This is a genomic window from Sanguibacter sp. 25GB23B1 (assembly GCF_040012415.1).
GTDB lineage: Bacteria > Actinomycetota > Actinomycetes > Actinomycetales > Cellulomonadaceae > Sanguibacter.
On the sequence record NZ_JBDYKL010000002.1, the window covers coordinates 120,314 to 135,627 of the forward strand.

General features: G+C 71.0%; 14 protein-coding genes and 1 tRNA gene. 13 read left to right on the plus strand and 2 right to left on the minus strand.

Features of this window, described 5'->3' with window-relative positions; translation table 11 throughout:
• Positions 1-50: 50 nt before the first annotated feature.
• The 9 genes from eno (at position 51) to ABKW26_RS01980 (ending at position 7,831) form a co-directional block, all read left to right on the plus strand.
• Positions 51-1,331, plus strand: a complete 1,281-nt coding sequence (gene eno / locus ABKW26_RS01940) for a phosphopyruvate hydratase (RefSeq protein WP_348590727.1) — start codon at positions 51-53, stop codon at positions 1,329-1,331.
• Between the two features lie 153 nt (positions 1,332-1,484).
• Complete coding sequence (locus ABKW26_RS01945) at positions 1,485-2,228, plus strand: septum formation initiator family protein (protein WP_348590728.1); 744 nt, start codon at positions 1,485-1,487, stop codon at positions 2,226-2,228.
• A gap of 100 nt (positions 2,229-2,328) precedes the next feature.
• Positions 2,329-2,832 (plus strand): DUF501 domain-containing protein, encoded by a 504-nt coding sequence (locus ABKW26_RS01950; protein ID WP_348590730.1) that lies wholly within the window; start codon positions 2,329-2,331, stop codon positions 2,830-2,832.
• A 25-nt stretch (positions 2,833-2,857) separates the two neighbouring features.
• The gene (locus tag ABKW26_RS01955) at positions 2,858-3,877 is read left to right on the plus strand and encodes a Ppx/GppA phosphatase family protein (RefSeq protein ID WP_348590731.1); all 1,020 of its coding nucleotides are present in this window, start codon (positions 2,858-2,860) and stop codon (positions 3,875-3,877) included.
• Between the two features lie 181 nt (positions 3,878-4,058).
• Positions 4,059-4,388, plus strand: a complete 330-nt coding sequence (locus tag ABKW26_RS01960; protein WP_348590732.1) for a PadR family transcriptional regulator — start codon at positions 4,059-4,061, stop codon at positions 4,386-4,388.
• Positions 4,388-5,665 (plus strand): hypothetical protein, encoded by a 1,278-nt coding sequence (locus tag ABKW26_RS01965; protein ID WP_348590733.1) that lies wholly within the window; start codon positions 4,388-4,390, stop codon positions 5,663-5,665. The genes ABKW26_RS01960 and ABKW26_RS01965 overlap by 1 nt, the downstream gene beginning before the upstream one ends.
• Positions 5,666-5,728: 63 nt before the next feature.
• The gene (locus ABKW26_RS01970; RefSeq protein WP_348590734.1) at positions 5,729-7,216 is read left to right on the plus strand and encodes an FAD-dependent oxidoreductase; all 1,488 of its coding nucleotides are present in this window, start codon (positions 5,729-5,731) and stop codon (positions 7,214-7,216) included.
• A gap of 96 nt (positions 7,217-7,312) precedes the next feature.
• Positions 7,313-7,389, plus strand: a tRNA-Leu gene (locus tag ABKW26_RS01975).
• Positions 7,390-7,447: 58 nt separating this feature from the next.
• Entirely contained in the window at positions 7,448-7,831 is a 384-nt protein-coding gene (locus ABKW26_RS01980) for a response regulator (RefSeq protein ID WP_348590735.1), read from the plus strand.
• Here ABKW26_RS01980 and ABKW26_RS01985 read toward each other — a convergent pair.
• Both ABKW26_RS01985 and ABKW26_RS01990 read right to left on the minus strand, forming a co-directional pair.
• Positions 7,828-9,552: a HAMP domain-containing sensor histidine kinase gene (locus ABKW26_RS01985; protein ID WP_348590736.1), complete on the minus strand. Its 1,725-nt coding sequence runs from the start codon at positions 9,550-9,552 to the stop codon at positions 7,828-7,830. The two genes, ABKW26_RS01980 and ABKW26_RS01985, sit on opposite strands and share 4 nt — an antisense overlap.
• A gap of 76 nt (positions 9,553-9,628) precedes the next feature.
• Positions 9,629-11,284, minus strand: coding sequence for an FAD-binding dehydrogenase (locus ABKW26_RS01990; protein WP_348590737.1), 1,656 nt, complete (start codon positions 11,282-11,284; stop codon positions 9,629-9,631).
• A gap of 202 nt (positions 11,285-11,486) precedes the next feature.
• Between ABKW26_RS01990 and ABKW26_RS01995 the strand changes: the two genes are divergently transcribed.
• From ABKW26_RS01995 to ABKW26_RS02010, 4 genes are all read left to right on the plus strand, one after another.
• Complete coding sequence (locus ABKW26_RS01995; RefSeq protein ID WP_348590738.1) at positions 11,487-12,317, plus strand: Bax inhibitor-1/YccA family protein; 831 nt, start codon at positions 11,487-11,489, stop codon at positions 12,315-12,317.
• Positions 12,318-12,396: 79 nt separating this feature from the next.
• On the plus strand, positions 12,397-12,801 hold the full coding sequence (locus ABKW26_RS02000; protein WP_348590739.1) for an FKBP-type peptidyl-prolyl cis-trans isomerase: 405 nt from the start codon (positions 12,397-12,399) through the stop codon (positions 12,799-12,801).
• Between the two features lie 175 nt (positions 12,802-12,976).
• Entirely contained in the window at positions 12,977-13,885 is a 909-nt protein-coding gene (locus ABKW26_RS02005; RefSeq protein WP_348590740.1) for a hypothetical protein, read from the plus strand.
• Between the two features lie 20 nt (positions 13,886-13,905).
• Complete coding sequence (locus ABKW26_RS02010; protein WP_348590741.1) at positions 13,906-15,303, plus strand: cystathionine beta-synthase; 1,398 nt, start codon at positions 13,906-13,908, stop codon at positions 15,301-15,303.
• Positions 15,304-15,314 lie beyond the last annotated feature (11 nt).

The following is a 15,314-nucleotide window of genomic DNA, read 5'->3' on the forward strand; positions in this document are numbered from 1 at the left end:
CTTCGCACTAGGCTTGGGTCGTAACCCCCCAAGTCTGAGAAGGAGCAACTGTGGCCAGCATCGAAGTTGTGTACGCACGCGAGATCCTCGATTCCCGTGGAAACCCCACGGTCGAGGTCGAGGTCGTCCTCGACGACGGCTCGACGGCGCGCGCAGGCGTCCCGTCCGGCGCATCCACCGGTGCGTTCGAGGCCGTCGAGCGCCGTGACGGCGACAAGGGCCGCTACCTCGGCAAGGGCGTCCAGCAGGCTGTCGACGCCGTCAACGAGGAGATCGCTCCCGAGCTCATCGGCCTCGAGGCCGAGGAGCAGCGCGAGGTCGACGCGACCCTCATCGAGCTCGACGGGACGCCCAACAAGAGCAAGCTCGGCGCCAACGCGATCCTCGGTGTCTCGCTCGCCGTGGCCCACGCGGCCGCCGAGTCCGCCGGTCTCGAGCTCTTCCGCTACGTCGGTGGCCCGAACGCCCACGTCCTCCCGGTCCCGATGATGAACATCCTCAACGGTGGGTCGCACGCCGACTCCAACGTCGACATCCAGGAGTTCATGGTCGCCCCGATCGGCGCGACGACGTTCCGCGAGGCGCTGCGCACCGGCGCCGAGGTCTACCACTCCCTGAAGTCCGTCCTCAAGAGCGAGGGCCTGTCCACCGGTCTCGGCGACGAGGGCGGCTTCGCCCCGAACCTCTCGAGCAACCGTGCCGCGCTCGACCTCATCCTCGTCGCCATCGAGAAGGCCGGCTTCAAGCCCGGCGTCGACGTGGGCCTCGCGCTCGACGTCGCAGCGACGGAGTTCTTCAAGGACGGCGCGTACCAGTTCGAGGGCAAGGCCACGAGCCCGGCCGAGATGGTCGAGTACTACAGCCAGCTCGTCGCCGACTACCCCCTCGTCTCCATCGAGGACCCGCTGTCCGAGGACGAGTGGAGCAGCTGGTCCGACCTCGTCGCCCTCGTCGGCGACAAGGTGCAGATCGTCGGTGACGACCTCTTCGTCACCAACCCTGAGCGTCTGGCCCGCGGCATCAAGGAGCGCTCGGCCAACTCGCTCCTCGTCAAGCTCAACCAGATCGGTACCCTCACGGAGACCCTCGACGCCGTGCAGCTCGCGCAGCGTGCGGGCTTCACCGCGATGGTCTCCCACCGCTCGGGCGAGACCGAGGACACGACGATCGCCGACCTGTCCGTCGCCGTCAACGGTGGCCAGATCAAGACCGGTGCCCCCGCCCGTGGCGAGCGCATCAACAAGTACAACCAGCTGCTGCGCATCGAGGAGAGCCTCGGCGACTCGGCACGCTACGCCGGTGCGACCGCGTTCCCGCGCTGGAACGCGTGACCCGGTCCTGACCGACTGAGCAGCGACGGGCGGGTGCCCACCGGGAGAGCTCCGGTGGGCACCCGCCTGCTGTGTGTGAGCCGCTTTGTGTGAGCCGTGTGGAGGCGGCGCGTCTTGTCGCGTGCCCTCCCGCAGGCGGGAGAGAATCGGCGCGTGCCTCCCGCGTCCCGACCTCCAGCACCGCGCCCGTCCAACGGCGCGGGGTCGTCGCGCTCGACGCCGCGGTCCGGTCGCGGAGCCGCGAAGCCGGGGGGGACGCCGAAGCCCGGGAGCGCCGCGAAGGCAGGAGGCGGCGCGAAGTCCGGGGGCGCCGCGAAGCCCGCGTCGAGCGGCAAGGCCGCGTCCAGCGGCGGAGCCCCCGCCGCGTCTGGGGGCGGTGCGCGGCGTCCTTCTCGTCCCGCCGCTCCGCGCGCGGGTGCGTCTCGACCGTCCGTGCTCCGGTCAGGAGCACCGGGCCCGCGCAAGCGGACCGGTGCGGAGCCCACGGGCTGGTTGCGCGTCTTCACGGTGCGCTCGGCGGTCTTCGTGCTCGTGGCGCTCATGGCCTTCGTGCTCGTCACGCCGACAGCCGTCCAGTTCCTCAAGCAGCGGGAGGACCTCCAGGCGCTGCGGGCGGAGGTCGACGACACGCGGTCGCAGAACGCCGACCTGACGAACGAGCTCGACCGGTGGGCGGACGACAAGTACGTCATCGCGCAGGCTCGCGAGCGGTTGACCTTCGTGTTCCCGGGCGAGACCCCGTACCGCGTCATCGACCCGGAGTCGGTCGTCGAGACCACGGACCCCGAGACGGGACAGGTGGTGCAGGACGGTGCGGTGACCGACGGTCTCGACGCGGAGCAACCCTGGTACACGACGGTCTGGGAGACGGTCCAGGTCGCCGGCGACGCGCCCTGAGCCCTGCCCGAGCGGTCGAGGCGGGTGTCGTGCGCGCCGCCGCGGTCAGGGAGAATGGTGGTCGACTGCTCGCTGCTCGCCCTGCTGATTGGATGAACCTGTGATCGACCCGGCCGCCTCCGGCGTCACCGCCCGTGACCTCGAGGTCCTCGCCGAACAGCTGGGGCGCGTGCCGCGCGGGGTCGTCGGCATCGCCGCCCGGTGCGTGTGCGGCCGCCCGCTCGTCGTGCGCACCGCCCCTCGGCTCGACGACGGCACACCGTTCCCGACGACGTTCTACCTCACGAGCCCTGGTGCGGTTGCCGCAGCGAGCACTCTCGAGGCGAACGGGGTGATGCGGGAGATGTCGGAGCGGCTCACGGCCGACGAGGACCTCGCCGCCGCGTACCAGGCGGCGCACGAGCACTACCTGGCCCAGCGCGAGGAGCTCGGGCACGTCGAGGAGATCGCCGGGATCTCGGCGGGTGGGATGCCCATCCGGGTGAAGTGCTTGCACGTCCTCGTCGGTCATGCTCTCGCGGCGGGCCCGGGAGTGAACCCGTTGGGCGACGAGGCGCTCGCGCTCGTCCGCCCGACGTGGCGCCCTGACCGCTGCACCTGCTGAGCCCTGGACATGGCAGGCTGAGTCCATGACGTCGGCTTCCTCAGCTCCTGCTGCACCAGCACTCCTGCCCGCCACCGTGAGGGTGGCCGCGATCGACTGCGGCACCAACTCGATCCGCCTCCTCGTGGCAGACATCGACACGTCGGCGGGGGTGCTCGTCGACGTGTACCGCGAGATGGAGGTCGTCCGCCTCGGCCAGGGCGTGGACCGCACCGGCCGTCTCGCCCCCGAGGCGTTGGCCCGCACCCTCGAGGCCACGGCGCGATACGCCGCGGTGTGCCGTGAGCTCGGTGCCGAGAGCATCCGCTTCGTCGCGACCTCGGCGTCCCGAGACGCCGAGAACCGCCAGGACTTCGTCGACGGTGTCGTCGCGGCGATCGGCGTCGAGCCCGAGGTCGTCTCGGGCGACGAGGAGGCGGCGCTGTCCTTCCGCGGTGCGACGGGTGTCCTCGGCGCCGAGCACGGCGCCCCGTACGCGGTGGTGGACCTCGGTGGCGGGTCCACGGAGCTCGTCGTCGGCGAGACGGTCCCGGAGGCGGCGTTCTCGATGGACATCGGCTGTGTGCGGATGACGGAGCGGCACCTCGTCTCGGACCCGCCGACTCCGGAGGAGGTCGCGGCCGCGCGCGCTGACGTGCGTGCGGCGCTCGACGTCGCGGCACGGACCGTGCCGCTCGGTCGCGCTGCGACGCTCGTCGGCCTCGCCGGTTCGGTGACCACGGTGACGGCGCACGCCCTCGGGCTCGAGCGCTACGACCGGTCCCGCATCGACGGAGCGGTCCTCAGCGTCGAGAGCACTCTCGCCGCGTGCGAGGACCTGCTCCGGCGGACGCGCGAGGAGCGGGCGGAGCTCGGGTTCATGCACCCGGGTCGGGTGGATGTCATCGGTGCGGGCGCGCTCGTCTGGTCCGAGGTGGTCGCCCGGGTGCGCGACGAGGTGGCCGCCGCGGGGGGCGAGCTCGTCGACGTGGTCACGAGCGAGCACGACATCCTCGACGGCATCGCGTGGAGCCTCGTCCAGGGCGCTCGCCCGACGGGCCGCTGAGCCGACCCGTACGACCCGAGAGACCCGTGCCCTCCGGCACTGCTCTCTCACCGTTCCCCGGTATGTCGGTGTAGCCGGTAGTGCGGTTCGCGTAGTACCGTGTGACGTGCGTGAGCGGGTCCTCCCGTCGAGCGCAGAGGTGCCGCGCCGGTACCTCGAGGACGAGGCTCACGGAGGGTCCATGGATACGACGCAGCTGCTCAAGGGCGTGCTCGACGCGGCGGTGCTCGCCGTGCTCGAGCAGGCCGACGGGTACGGGTACGACGTCGTGCGGCGGTTGCGCGCGGCCGGGCTGGAGGACGTCGGTGACGCCTCCGTCTACGGCACGCTCCGGCGGCTGTACTCGGCCGGGGTGCTCACGAGCTACGTGGTGCCCTCCGACGAGGGCCCGCACCGCAAGTACTACGGGATCAACACGCAGGGGCGCGGGATGCTCACGGTGCAGCGCAAGGAATGGAACGAGTTCGCGGGCGCGATGACCGCCCTCCTCATGAACGAAGGAGCAGCGTGATGCCCACCGCAGTCCTCATCAACCACGTCGCCGCGTACGCGGCAGCGGTCCGTAAGCACCTCGGCGACCTCAGCCCGGAGCAGGTCGACGACCTCACCGACGGGCTCGAGGCCGACCTCGCGGAGGCGCTGGACGACCCGACCCGGCCGATCACCGGAGAGATCCCGTTGGCGCCCCCGGTCGACGAGCGGGCCGACGCGGGGAGCGCGCCGACGGAGAAGCTGTCGACCACCGCGGACGCAGGCCGCACGTCCGTGCTCGACCTCACCGCCCGCTTCGGCTCCCCCGAGGCGTACGCCGAGGAGCTGCGATCCGCTGCCGGCCTTCCGCCGGCCCTGCCCCCAGGCTCGCTGCGACGTCGCAGGTCTCCGTTCGCCACGTTCCGGGCGAGCTCGGAGGCACTCGTGGACGGCATCGTGTCCCACCGGCGGTGGCCTGCGGTCCGCGACTTCCTCGTCTCGCTGCGTCCGGTCTGGTGGGTGGCCCGCGCCTGGGCCCTCTTCTTCGTCGTCGCGAGCATCGCCGGGATCCCGTTCGGGCTCGGTCCCCGCGGGTTCCTCGCCTTCCTGCTCTTCGTCGCTGTCGTGGTCGTGAGCGTCCAGCACGGGCGTGGGATCTGGTCGCCGCCCGAGCGCTTCGCGGGTGCCGTCACCGTGCTCAACGTCATCGCGATCCTGGCGTTCCCGTTCGCGGCGAGCGCCGTGGACGGGCGTGGTGACGGCTCGACCGTCGCGACGTACGCCGTTGAGGCGGCGACGGTCGAGGACGGCGTGTACCTCGACGGCGACCGGGTGCAGAACCTCTTCGTCTACGGCCCTGACGGCCTTCCTGTCGACGGCGCACGGGTCGTCGACGACGAGCTGCGCCCGGTCGTCGTCGCAGACCCTGACGGCTTCTGGGACCCGGAGGACGAGGTGACCGCGTACTGGCTGCCGCGCGCGGACATCGAAGGTCGCGACGTGTGGAACGCGTTCCCGCTCGCTACGTTCACCGACTCGGAGGGTGAGTGGGACCAGGACGCGGGAGCCTGGGTCCCGACCGAGGGTGCGGGCGTCGCGCCTCCCGCCCCTCCCGTGGACCGGCTGGCGCCCCTGTCGACGGCCGCCGAGGAACCCGCCGGCACGGGTTCGGGCACGGACGGCGTGGCGACCGAGGAACGGGGCACGACGACCGGGCCCGCGGCGGATCCTGCGGCGCCCGCGGAGCAGCCAGGCGCTCCTGCGGGCGACCTCGAGGGCGCCCCGGTCCCCGATACGACGGTTCCCGCCGTGCCGTAGGTGTGCCGGGGATCACGCGCCCGACGTTTCGCCGGACTTAGGGCCCGGGAATACGATGGATCCATGCCTCACACTGACCCGACCACGGATTCCTCTGCCTCGACGGAGACCGTAGCCCCCGCCGCCGCGGCCACCCCTCGCCCGCGCAAGGTCCCGCGCGTCGTCGTGCTCGGTGGCGGGTCGGTCGGCCTCTACGCCGCCCGTCGGCTCCGGAAGCGGCTCGGTCGTCGTGAGGCAGCGATCGTCGTCGTCGACCCTCGCCCGTACATGACCTACGCGCCGTTCCTGCCCGAGGTCGCCGCGGGGTCCATCTCGGACCGTGACGTCGTCGCCCCGCACCGTCGCGCGCTGAAGAACGTCGACACCCTGCAGGGCAAGGTGACGAACATCAACCACGGCGATCGCAAGATCGAGATCACCCCGGAGGAGGGGGACACGTACGAGATCACGTACGACCACCTCGTCGTCGGTCTCGGCTCAGTCGCCCGCACGCTCCCGATCCCCGGGCTCGCTGACGAGGCGATCGGCTTCAAGAATGTCGAGGAAGCCGTTGCCGTGCGCAACCAGATCCTCAACCGCATCAACCTCGCCAGCTCGACCTGGGACCCGGACCTCCGCAAGCGGATGCTCACCTTCACGTTCATCGGTGGTGGGTTCGCCGGCATCGAGGCCCTCGCGGAGACCGAGGACATGGCCCGCGCGGCCATCAAGAACCTCACCGGGGTCGACCAGGCTGACGTCCGCTTCGTCATGATCGAGGGCTCGGACCGTATCCTCCCCGAGCTCACGCTCGAGATGGCGAACTATGCCCTCGACGAGATGAAGAAGCGCGGCATCGAGTTCCACCTCTCGACGTTCCTCAGCTCGTGCGTGGACGGCCACGTCGTCACCTCGACCGGCGTCGAGTTCGACTCGGACACCATCGTGTGGACGGCGGGCGTCCGGGCCAACCCGGTCCTCGCCACCTCCGACCTGCCGCTCGACAAGATGGGCCGCCTCATGGTCCTGCCGACGCTCCAGGTGGCCGACGCCGACGGCACGATCGTCCCGGACGCGTGGGGCGCGGGCGACTGTGCCGCGGTGCCCGACCTCTTCAACCCGGGTGCGTTCTGCCCCCCGAACGCGCAGCACGCCATCCGCGAGGCGAAGGTGCTCGCCGACAACCTCTACTCCACGCTCCACAGCGGGGACGTCAAGGAGTACAGCCACAAGAACCTCGGCACCGTGGCCTCCCTCGGCCTGCACAAGGGTGTCGCGATCCTCTTCGGCAAGGTCAAGCTCCGCGGGTTCCCGGCGTGGGTCATGCACCGCATGTACCACGTGGCCGCGATGCCGACCGCGAGCCGCAAGATCCGCATCACGACGAACTGGATCGGCACGTGGCTCCTGCGCCGCGAGGTCGTCTCGCTCGGCTCCATCCACGACCCGCGTGCCGAGTTCCGCGCGGCCTCTGCGCCGGCGCCCGAGCGACCGAAGGCGGATGCAGCAGCCGCGGCCCCTGCGGCATCGGCCGTGACGCCGGCCGGCGACGCGAACGACTCGGCCCAGTAGCAGACCGGCCCCGGCCACAGCACCACCCGCCCGACGACAGGAGGCGCACCCACCACGGGTGCGCCTTCCGTCGTTGTAGGGTCGCACCAGCCGATCGCCCCCATAGCCCAATCGGCAGAGGCATCCGACTTAAAATCGGCACAGTCAGGGTTCGAGTCCCTGTGGGGGCACCACCGCACCGGGGCGGGTGAAGATCCGGGCCGGGCGACCGCAGCCAGGTAGCGTGGTCGCATGAACTCTCCAGTGGCGCGCACCGTCGTCGTCATCGAGGACGACCCGGATATCCGTGAGCTCGTGCGGTCCGTCCTGGCGCGCGCGGGAATCGTCGTGCACACGGCGGTGAACGGCACGGACGGCGTCGCCCTCGTCGCGGAGATCCTCCCGGACCTCGTGACCCTCGACATCGGCCTGCCGGACATCGACGGGTACGAGGTCGCGCGGCGCCTGCGGCTCGCCCCGGGCACGGCCGACGTCCAGATCCTCATGCTGTCGGCGCGCAGCCACGAGCTCGACCCCGAGCGTGGCCGCGACTCGGGCGCCGAGCTGCACCTGAGCAAGCCCTTCCGCCCCCGCGAGCTGCGCGCCCAGGTGGAAGAGCTGATCGCCCGGCCCTAGAGGCGGGGGAGCGTCACCGTCACGGTGCTGCCGACCCCGAGCACGCTCTTCACGTCGATCGTGCCCTGGTGCCCGTCGACGATCGCCTTGGTGATGACCAGGCCGAGACCCACGCCCGGGATGGCGTTGGAGCGTGCCGACTCCGCGCGGAAGAACTTCTGGAAGAGCGACGCGAGGTCGTGCGGGTCCATGCCGATGCCCGTGTCGGAGATGGTGAGGACGGTCGCGCCGGCGGTCGCGGAGACGACCACCCGCACGGAGCCGCCGGGCTGGGTGTACTTGATCGCGTTCGACAGGAGGTTGTCGATGACCTGCGAGATGCGCGCGTGGTCCGCGTGCTGGGGCGGCGTGACCTCGATGTTCTGCTTGAGGGTCACCCCGGCGGCCTCGGCGCGCGGCCTGGACGAGTCGATCGCGCGCGTCGCGAGCTGGTCGACCCGGACGTCGCTCATCCGGAAGCGGAGCGTCCCTGACTCGGCCTGCGCGGTGAGGAGGAGGTCCGAGACGAGCACGAGGAGCTGCTCGGCGTTGCGGGACACGACCGCCAGGTGGCTCTGCACCTCCTCGGGCACCTCGTACTCCTCGTCCTCCACGCCGTCGGCGACGAGGTCGAGGTAGCCGATGATCGACGTGAGCGGGGTGCGCAGCTCGTGGGAGACGGTCGCCACGAAGTCGTCCTTCGTCCGCATCGCCCGGACCATCTCGGTGATGTCGTGCACCGCGACGATCATGCCCTGCGACTGGTCGTCGTGATCGAGGATCTCGTGGGACGTCACGGACACGGCGCGCCGCGTGAGCGGGTCGTCACCGAGCCAGATCTTCCGTTCCGTGACCGTCTCCTGGTGAGACGCGAGGTACGTCGGTCGTTGGTCTGCCGGGAGCGCGGTGGTTCCGTCCATCTCGAACATGAGGGCACCGGCCTCCTGTGCGCACCACGCTGCGGTGGCGTCCCACGGATCGACGTCGGGTGCCGCCATGAGGCGCGCGAGGTCGCGGAACTTGCGGTTGGCGAGCACCGGGGTGCCGTCGAAGTCCAGGCTGTAGAGACCGACGTCGACGGTGTTGAGGATGGTCTCGAGCAGGAGAGAGGCGCTCCGGCTCGCGCCGAGAGAGCGTGCGAGACGGCTCTGCTCGTCGCGCAGCGTCGCGGCCTGCCGCTGGGCGAACTCGGTGAAGCCCGCGACCGTGCACCCGAGCATGAGCACGATCCACGGCAGGAGGAGGGCGCGCATCCAGAAGCGGAGGTCGAACGCCTGGTCGGCGAAGAGCTCTGGGACGAGGAGAACGGCGAGCGCACCCAGCGTCCCGAGCGCCACTCCGCGCCACAGGTACTGCCCGGCGAACCACATCGCCGGGAAGATGGTGAGCAGCCCGAGGACGCCGAGCTCGGCGTTCGTGGCGGTACGGCAGAGGCCGATGGCGGCGAGGTCGAGCACTCCGACGAACACCAGGGCCGGTGCCCGCGAGTCCGTCCACGGGACGAGGACGCACAGGAGTGTCGCGGCCACGGCGAGAGCGAAGCCGAGGAGGTACAGCGGACGCAGGAACAGCGCGGTCTCGGCGGCCGACACCGCGACGGAGATGCCGAAGAACGTCAGGGCGAAGGGTGCCTGCAGCGCGATGACGAAGCTGCGGGGCGAGCTTCCCAGGATCTGGGTCACCCGCCCCGTGACCCCGAGGGACGGGGGGCGGGTCGTCGTCTCGACCTGAGGGCTCGTCATCGCTCCACTGTATTTGCGCGCGTCCTGCCCGGTCGGGCCGGGAGCGGCAGCCACCGGGTGATGTCCTGCCGCTGCTCTACGTCGCCGCTCGGCCCAGTGCGCGTCCGGCCTGACGGCCTGAGAAGAGGCAGCCGCCGAGGAACGTCCCTTCGAGGGACCGGTACCCGTGCATGCCGCCACCTCCGAACCCTGCGACCTCACCGGCGGCGTAGAGGCCGGGCACGGCCTGGCCGTCGTCGCCGAGCACGCGGCCGTCGAGGTCGGTCTCGAGGCCGCCGAGCGTCTTGCGCGTGATGACGTGCAGCCGGACCGCGATGAGCGGACCGTCGGCGGGGTCGAGGATCGGTGCCGGTGGTGCGACACGGACGAGCCGGTCGCCGCGGTAGGCGCGAGCGCCGCGGACTGCGGTGATCTGGAGGTCTTTCGTGAAGGCGTTGAGGGTCTCGCGGTCGCGTGCCTCGACCACGGCCCTGAGCGCCTCGGGGGAGACGAGACCGTCACCGGTCACGCGGTTCATCCCGGCGGCGAGATCGTCGAGGGTGTCGGCGACGACGAAGTCCACGCCCTCGCGCTTGAACGCCTCGACCGGTGCGGTCGCGCCCTTGCGGAGACGCCCGAGCACCTGACGGACACTCTTCCCCGTGAGATCGGGGTTCTGCTCGGACCCGGAGAGCGCGAACTCCTTCTCGATGATCGCCTGGTTGAGGACGAACCAGCTGTAGTCGTGACCGGTCGTGCGCAGGTGCGCGAGCGTCCCGAGGGTGTCGAAGCCGGGAAAGAGGGGGACGGGCAGTCGCTCGCCGGTGGCGTCGAGCCAGAGGGACGACGGCCCAGGGAGGATCCGGATGCCGTGACCGGGCCACACGGGGTCCCAGTTGGTGATGCCCTCGACGTAGTGCCACATGCGGTCGCCGTTGATGATGCGGCCGCCGGCCGCGCGGGAGATCTCGAGCATGCGTCCGTCGACGTGGGCGGGCACCCCGGTGATCATGTGTGCTGGTGGCGTCCCGAGCCGGGCCGGCCAGGCCGCACGGACGAGGTCGTGGTCGCCGCCGATCCCGCCGCTCGTGACGAGGACCGCCGCTGCCCGGAGGGTGAAGTCCCGGAGCGGTGCCCGGGAGCTCGGTGCCCCGCGGCGGACGTCGCTCGGCTCGAGCACGGTCCCGGTGACTCCCGTGACGGTCCCGGAACCTGTGAGGAGCGCGTCGACCCGGTGCCGGAACCGCAGCACGATCCGGCCCGCGTCGACGTGCTCCCGCACCCGGCGCACGAACGGTGTGAGGACGCCAGGACCGGTGCCCCAGGTGATGTGGAAGCGCGGGACGGAGTTCCCGTGCCCCTGCGCCGTGTACCCGCCGCGCTCGGCCCACCCGACGACCGGGAAGAACCGCACCCCCATCGCGTGCAGCCAGGGCCGCTTCTCGCCGGCGGCGAAGTCCAGGTAGGCGTCGGCCCAGCGGCGCGGCCAGGCGTCCTCGAGCCGGTCGAAGCCTGCGGAGCCCGCCCAGTCCTGGCTGGCGAGCTCGATCGAGTCCTTGACTCCCATGCGGCGCTGCTCGGGGGAGTCGACGAGGAACAGACCGCCGAAGGACCAGTAGGCCTGCCCGCCCAAGGACTGGGCGGGCTCCTGGTCGAGGACGACGACGGAGCGCCCGGCGTCGGCTGCCTCGGCCGCGGCGACGAGCCCGGCGAGGCCCGCGCCCACGATGATGACGTCGGTGGCATCAGACATGTGAGCAGTAGACCACGTCGCCGAGCGGCGGGCCATGGTGGCGCAGTCGCAGGCCACGGGATCGCGACGGGTCGCACCGGGTGCTGGAACTAGGCCGGGGCGTTGATCGTTCGATACAGTTGAGGGGTTTGAAGATCCGGCCAGCGAGACCCCCTCGGCTGGCGCGTGAGCGTCGGACCGGAACCGCGACCAGGAGGCATGTGTGGGAAGCCCAGTTTTCTCGAAGAACCCCGCGTTCAGCCAGAACGCGAACCCGTCCCAGCTCGGCACCCCCGCGAGCGGGCAGAACGCGCAGTTCGGTCAGTCCATGGGGTACGGCGCTGCACCCGACGCCGCGACGCTCGGGTCCATGTACGACGCCCCCTCTGCGACGACCGCACAGACGGGTCGGCTGACCTACGACGACGTCATCATCAAGACCGTCGGCCTGCTCGCGATCATCATCGCGGTCGGTGCCGTCACGTGGTTCACGGTCCCCGAGCTGTTCTTCGTCGGCGCGATCGTCGGCCTCGTCCTCGGTCTCGTCAACGCATTCAAGCGGGAGCCGAGCCCGGCCCTCATCGTCGCGTACGCGGTCGCCCAGGGTGTGTTCCTCGGTGGCCTGAGCGCGTACTTCGAGGCGATGTGGGACGGCATCGTCCTCCAGGCTGTCGTCGCGACGTTCGCGACCTTCACCGCGTGCCTGTTCCTCTTCCGCTCGGGCCGCGTCCGTGTGACGCCGCGGTTCACGCGGTGGCTCCTGTTCGCGATGGTCGGCTACATGGCCTTCTCGCTCGTCAACCTCGTCGTCATCCTCTTCGGCGGCGCCGAGGACTGGGGACTGCGCAACGGTCCGATCGGCATCATCATCGGTCTCGTCGCCGTCGGCCTCGCGTCTGCGTCGCTCATCGTCGACTTCGACAGCATCCAGCGCGGCGTCCGCAACGGTGTCCCCGCCAAGTTCGCGTGGACCGCGGCGTTCGGCCTCGTCGTCACGCTCATCTGGCTGTACATCGAGTTCCTCCGGATCCTCGCGATCTTCCAGAGCGACTGAGCGAGCCGACCGGCCGCATGATCTGATGGTGGGCACCCGCTCCAGCGGGTGCCCACACCCTTCTACGAGAGGTATCCCTATGACGATCGACCTTCCCCAGGCGACAGGCGCATTCGGCGAGAAGCCGCAGCTGACGTTCCCGAGCGGCGGTGCGCCCGAGGGCCTCGTCGTCAAGGTCCTGTCGCAGGGTGACGGAGCCGAGGTGGCCTCCGGCAGCACCATCGTCGTGAACTACCTCGGTCAGGCGTGGGACGGCGGAGTGTTCGACAACTCCTACGACCGCGGTGCGACGATCGACTTCCCCATCGGGGTCGGCGCCGTCATCGGCGGCTGGGACCAGGGGCTCGTCGGGCAGAACATCGGCTCACGCGTGCTCCTGTCGATCCCGCCGGAGCTGGCCTACGGCCAGCGTGGCGTCCCGCAGGCGGGGATCGCCGGCGGTGCCACGCTCGTCTTCGTCGTCGACATCGTCGGCGCCTCCTGACGCACCAGCACGTCTCGCGGTGAGGCCGCTCTCCCTGACGGGAGGGCGGCCTCCCGCGCGTGCGCCCCACCCGAGAAAGGTTGACAGGTGCTCCTCCCTGCGGCGGAGCGACGGGGCGCCGAAGTCAGCCTCAGGGGTGATGCCTGCGAGCCCTCTGATCAGCGAGTCTTGGACCGTGAGAACACCGACCGACTCCGCCCGCGCGCCAGGCGCCTCCCGAGCGCGGACACCGCTGGCGGGCATCGTCGGCATCGTCGCGCTCGTGGTCCTGCTCACCGGGTGCGCCGGGCCGGACCCGCTCACGCCCCTCGACCCCGGGAGCGCTCCGCAGGAGGACGCGGACGAGCAGGCACAGCGCCTCGAGCGCGTTCTCGAAGACCTCGAGCTGCGCTACGCCGTCTCGGACCCGTCGACCCCCGCGCAGATCCTCGGCCCGTACGTGCCGGCCGAGCAGGCTGCGGCCGAGATCACCGAGCACGTCGCGCTCGGCAGCCAGTCCCGCGCCTATGTCAGTGCTCATGCCGCGTACCTCGACGACGAGTGGGGCGGTGCGGAGCGACCCACCGCGGTGGACGTCGTGGCCGAGGAGGCGAGGGTCGTCGGGACGGTCTCCGAGGACCCGGTCGCCCGCGTGGTGATGACCACGACCTACGCGTTCGACGACGCCCCCGCGACCGTCGTGTCAGCCGAGTACGCGATCTCCTGGTCCTCTGCCACCGGTCCCGACGAGGTGCGTCTCGACGAGGTCTACCCCTTGTACGACGACGCAGGCCGTCCTGCGCTCGACAGCGGTGAGGGCAAGGGGTCGCCGAGCGGCGCGGTCCACGACTACCTGCGTGCCGTGACGCACGGCTCCAGCCGCGACGTCGACTCGATGGAGGGCACCATCCACACGTCCGAGGACCTGCGCGAGGCGCTCAAGGCGCAGCTCGTCGCGTCGCCGCGCTACACGCCCGTGGAGATCCCTCCGGCGCGCGCAGGGGACCAGCACGTCGTGTACTTCGTCCCCGACTCCGGCGCCCGGGCCGTGCGCCTCGAGGTGACGGTGACCGACGACGGCCCCATGGTCGTGCCCCGACTCTGACAGGTCGATACGGTGAGGGCATGAGATACGCGGAACACATCAGCGAGCTGGTCGGCAACACCCCGCTCGTCCGCCTGAGCGCGGTGACCGCGGGGCTCTCGGCGACGATCCTCGCGAAGGTCGAGTACGTGAACCCGGGCGGCTCGGTCAAGGACCGCATCGCGCTGAAGATGATCGAGGCGGCCGAGGCGAGCGGTGAGCTGCGTCCGGGCGGCACGATCGTCGAGCCCACGTCCGGGAACACGGGTGTGGGTCTTGCGCTCGTCGCGCAGCGCAAGGGCTACCGGTGCGTGTTCGTCTGCCCGGACAAGGTCTCGCTCGACAAGCGCGACGTGCTCAAGGCCTACGGGGCCGAGGTCGTCGTCACCCCGACCGCCGTGGCACCGGAGCACCCGAGCTCCTACTACTCCGTGTCTGACCGGCTCGTCGCCGAGATCCCGGGAGCCTGGAAGCCCAACCAGTACGCGAACCTCAACGGTCCGGCGAGCCACTACGAGACGACCGGCCCGGAGATCTGGGCGGACACCGACGGCCGTGTCACGCACTTCGTCACCGGCGTCGGGACCGGAGGCACGATCAGCGGGACGGGACGCTACCTGCGGGACGTCTCGGCGGAGCGACCGGGCGGCGAGGTCTACATCGTCGGTTCCGACCCGGAGGGGTCCGTCTACTCGGGAGGGACAGGGCGCCCGTACCTCGTCGAGGGAGTCGGCGAGGACTTCTGGCCGGCGGCGTACGACCCGACGGTCGCGCACGAGATCATCGCCGTCTCCGACGCCGACTCGTTCGAGATGACCCGTCGGCTGGCCCGCGAGGAAGGGCTGCTCGTCGGCGGCTCGTGCGGCATGGCGGTCGTGTCGGCGCTGCGTCTGGCGCGCCGGCTCGAGGAGGAGGACCCGGCGGCCGCCGCCGAGGCGGTCATCGTCGTCCTGCTGCCCGACGGCGGCCGCGGCTACATGTCGAAGATCTTCTCCGACGCCTGGATGCGCTCCTACGGCTTCATCGGTGCCGAGGAAGGGATCACGGCGGGCGACATCCTCCGCGGCAAGACGGGGAACCTGCCCTCGCTCGTCCACACCCATCCCGTGGAGACCGTGCGCGACGCGATCGAGATCCTCCGGGAGTTCGGCGTCTCCCAGATGCCCGTCGTCCTGGCGGAGCCGCCGGTGGTCATCGGCGAGGTCGCCGGCTCGGTGAGCGAGCGGGCGCTGCTCGACGCGGTGTTCGCCGGTGGTGCTGCGCTCACGGACACTGTCGAGAAGCACATGGCCACGCGGCTCCCGCTCATCGGGGCCGGCGAGCCCGTCGAGGCGGTCCGTGCCGCGCTGCAGGACGACGACGCGCTCATGGTCATCGACGACGGCAAGCCCGTGGGCGTCCTCACGCGGCACGACCTCCTCGGGTTCCTCGCGCACTGAGGCGTTAGCCT

Coding starts and splice junctions, on each gene's coding strand:
- ABKW26_RS01955 (WP_348590731.1), top strand. CDS start 2,858: ATGACGTCGGCTTCCTCAGCTCCTGCTGCACCAGCACTCCTGCCCGCC.
- ABKW26_RS01960 (WP_348590732.1), top strand. CDS start 4,059: ATGGATACGACGCAGCTGCTCAAGGGCGTGCTCGACGCGGCGGTGCTC.
- ABKW26_RS01965 (WP_348590733.1), top strand. CDS start 4,388: ATGCCCACCGCAGTCCTCATCAACCACGTCGCCGCGTACGCGGCAGCG.
- ABKW26_RS01970 (WP_348590734.1), top strand. CDS start 5,729: ATGCCTCACACTGACCCGACCACGGATTCCTCTGCCTCGACGGAGACC.
- ABKW26_RS01980 (WP_348590735.1), top strand. CDS start 7,448: ATGAACTCTCCAGTGGCGCGCACCGTCGTCGTCATCGAGGACGACCCG.
- ABKW26_RS01985 (WP_348590736.1), bottom strand. CDS start 9,552: ATGACGAGCCCTCAGGTCGAGACGACGACCCGCCCCCCGTCCCTCGGG.
- ABKW26_RS01990 (WP_348590737.1), bottom strand. CDS start 11,284: ATGTCTGATGCCACCGACGTCATCATCGTGGGCGCGGGCCTCGCCGGG.
- ABKW26_RS02000 (WP_348590739.1), top strand. CDS start 12,397: ATGACGATCGACCTTCCCCAGGCGACAGGCGCATTCGGCGAGAAGCCG.
- ABKW26_RS02010 (WP_348590741.1), top strand. CDS start 13,906: ATGAGATACGCGGAACACATCAGCGAGCTGGTCGGCAACACCCCGCTC.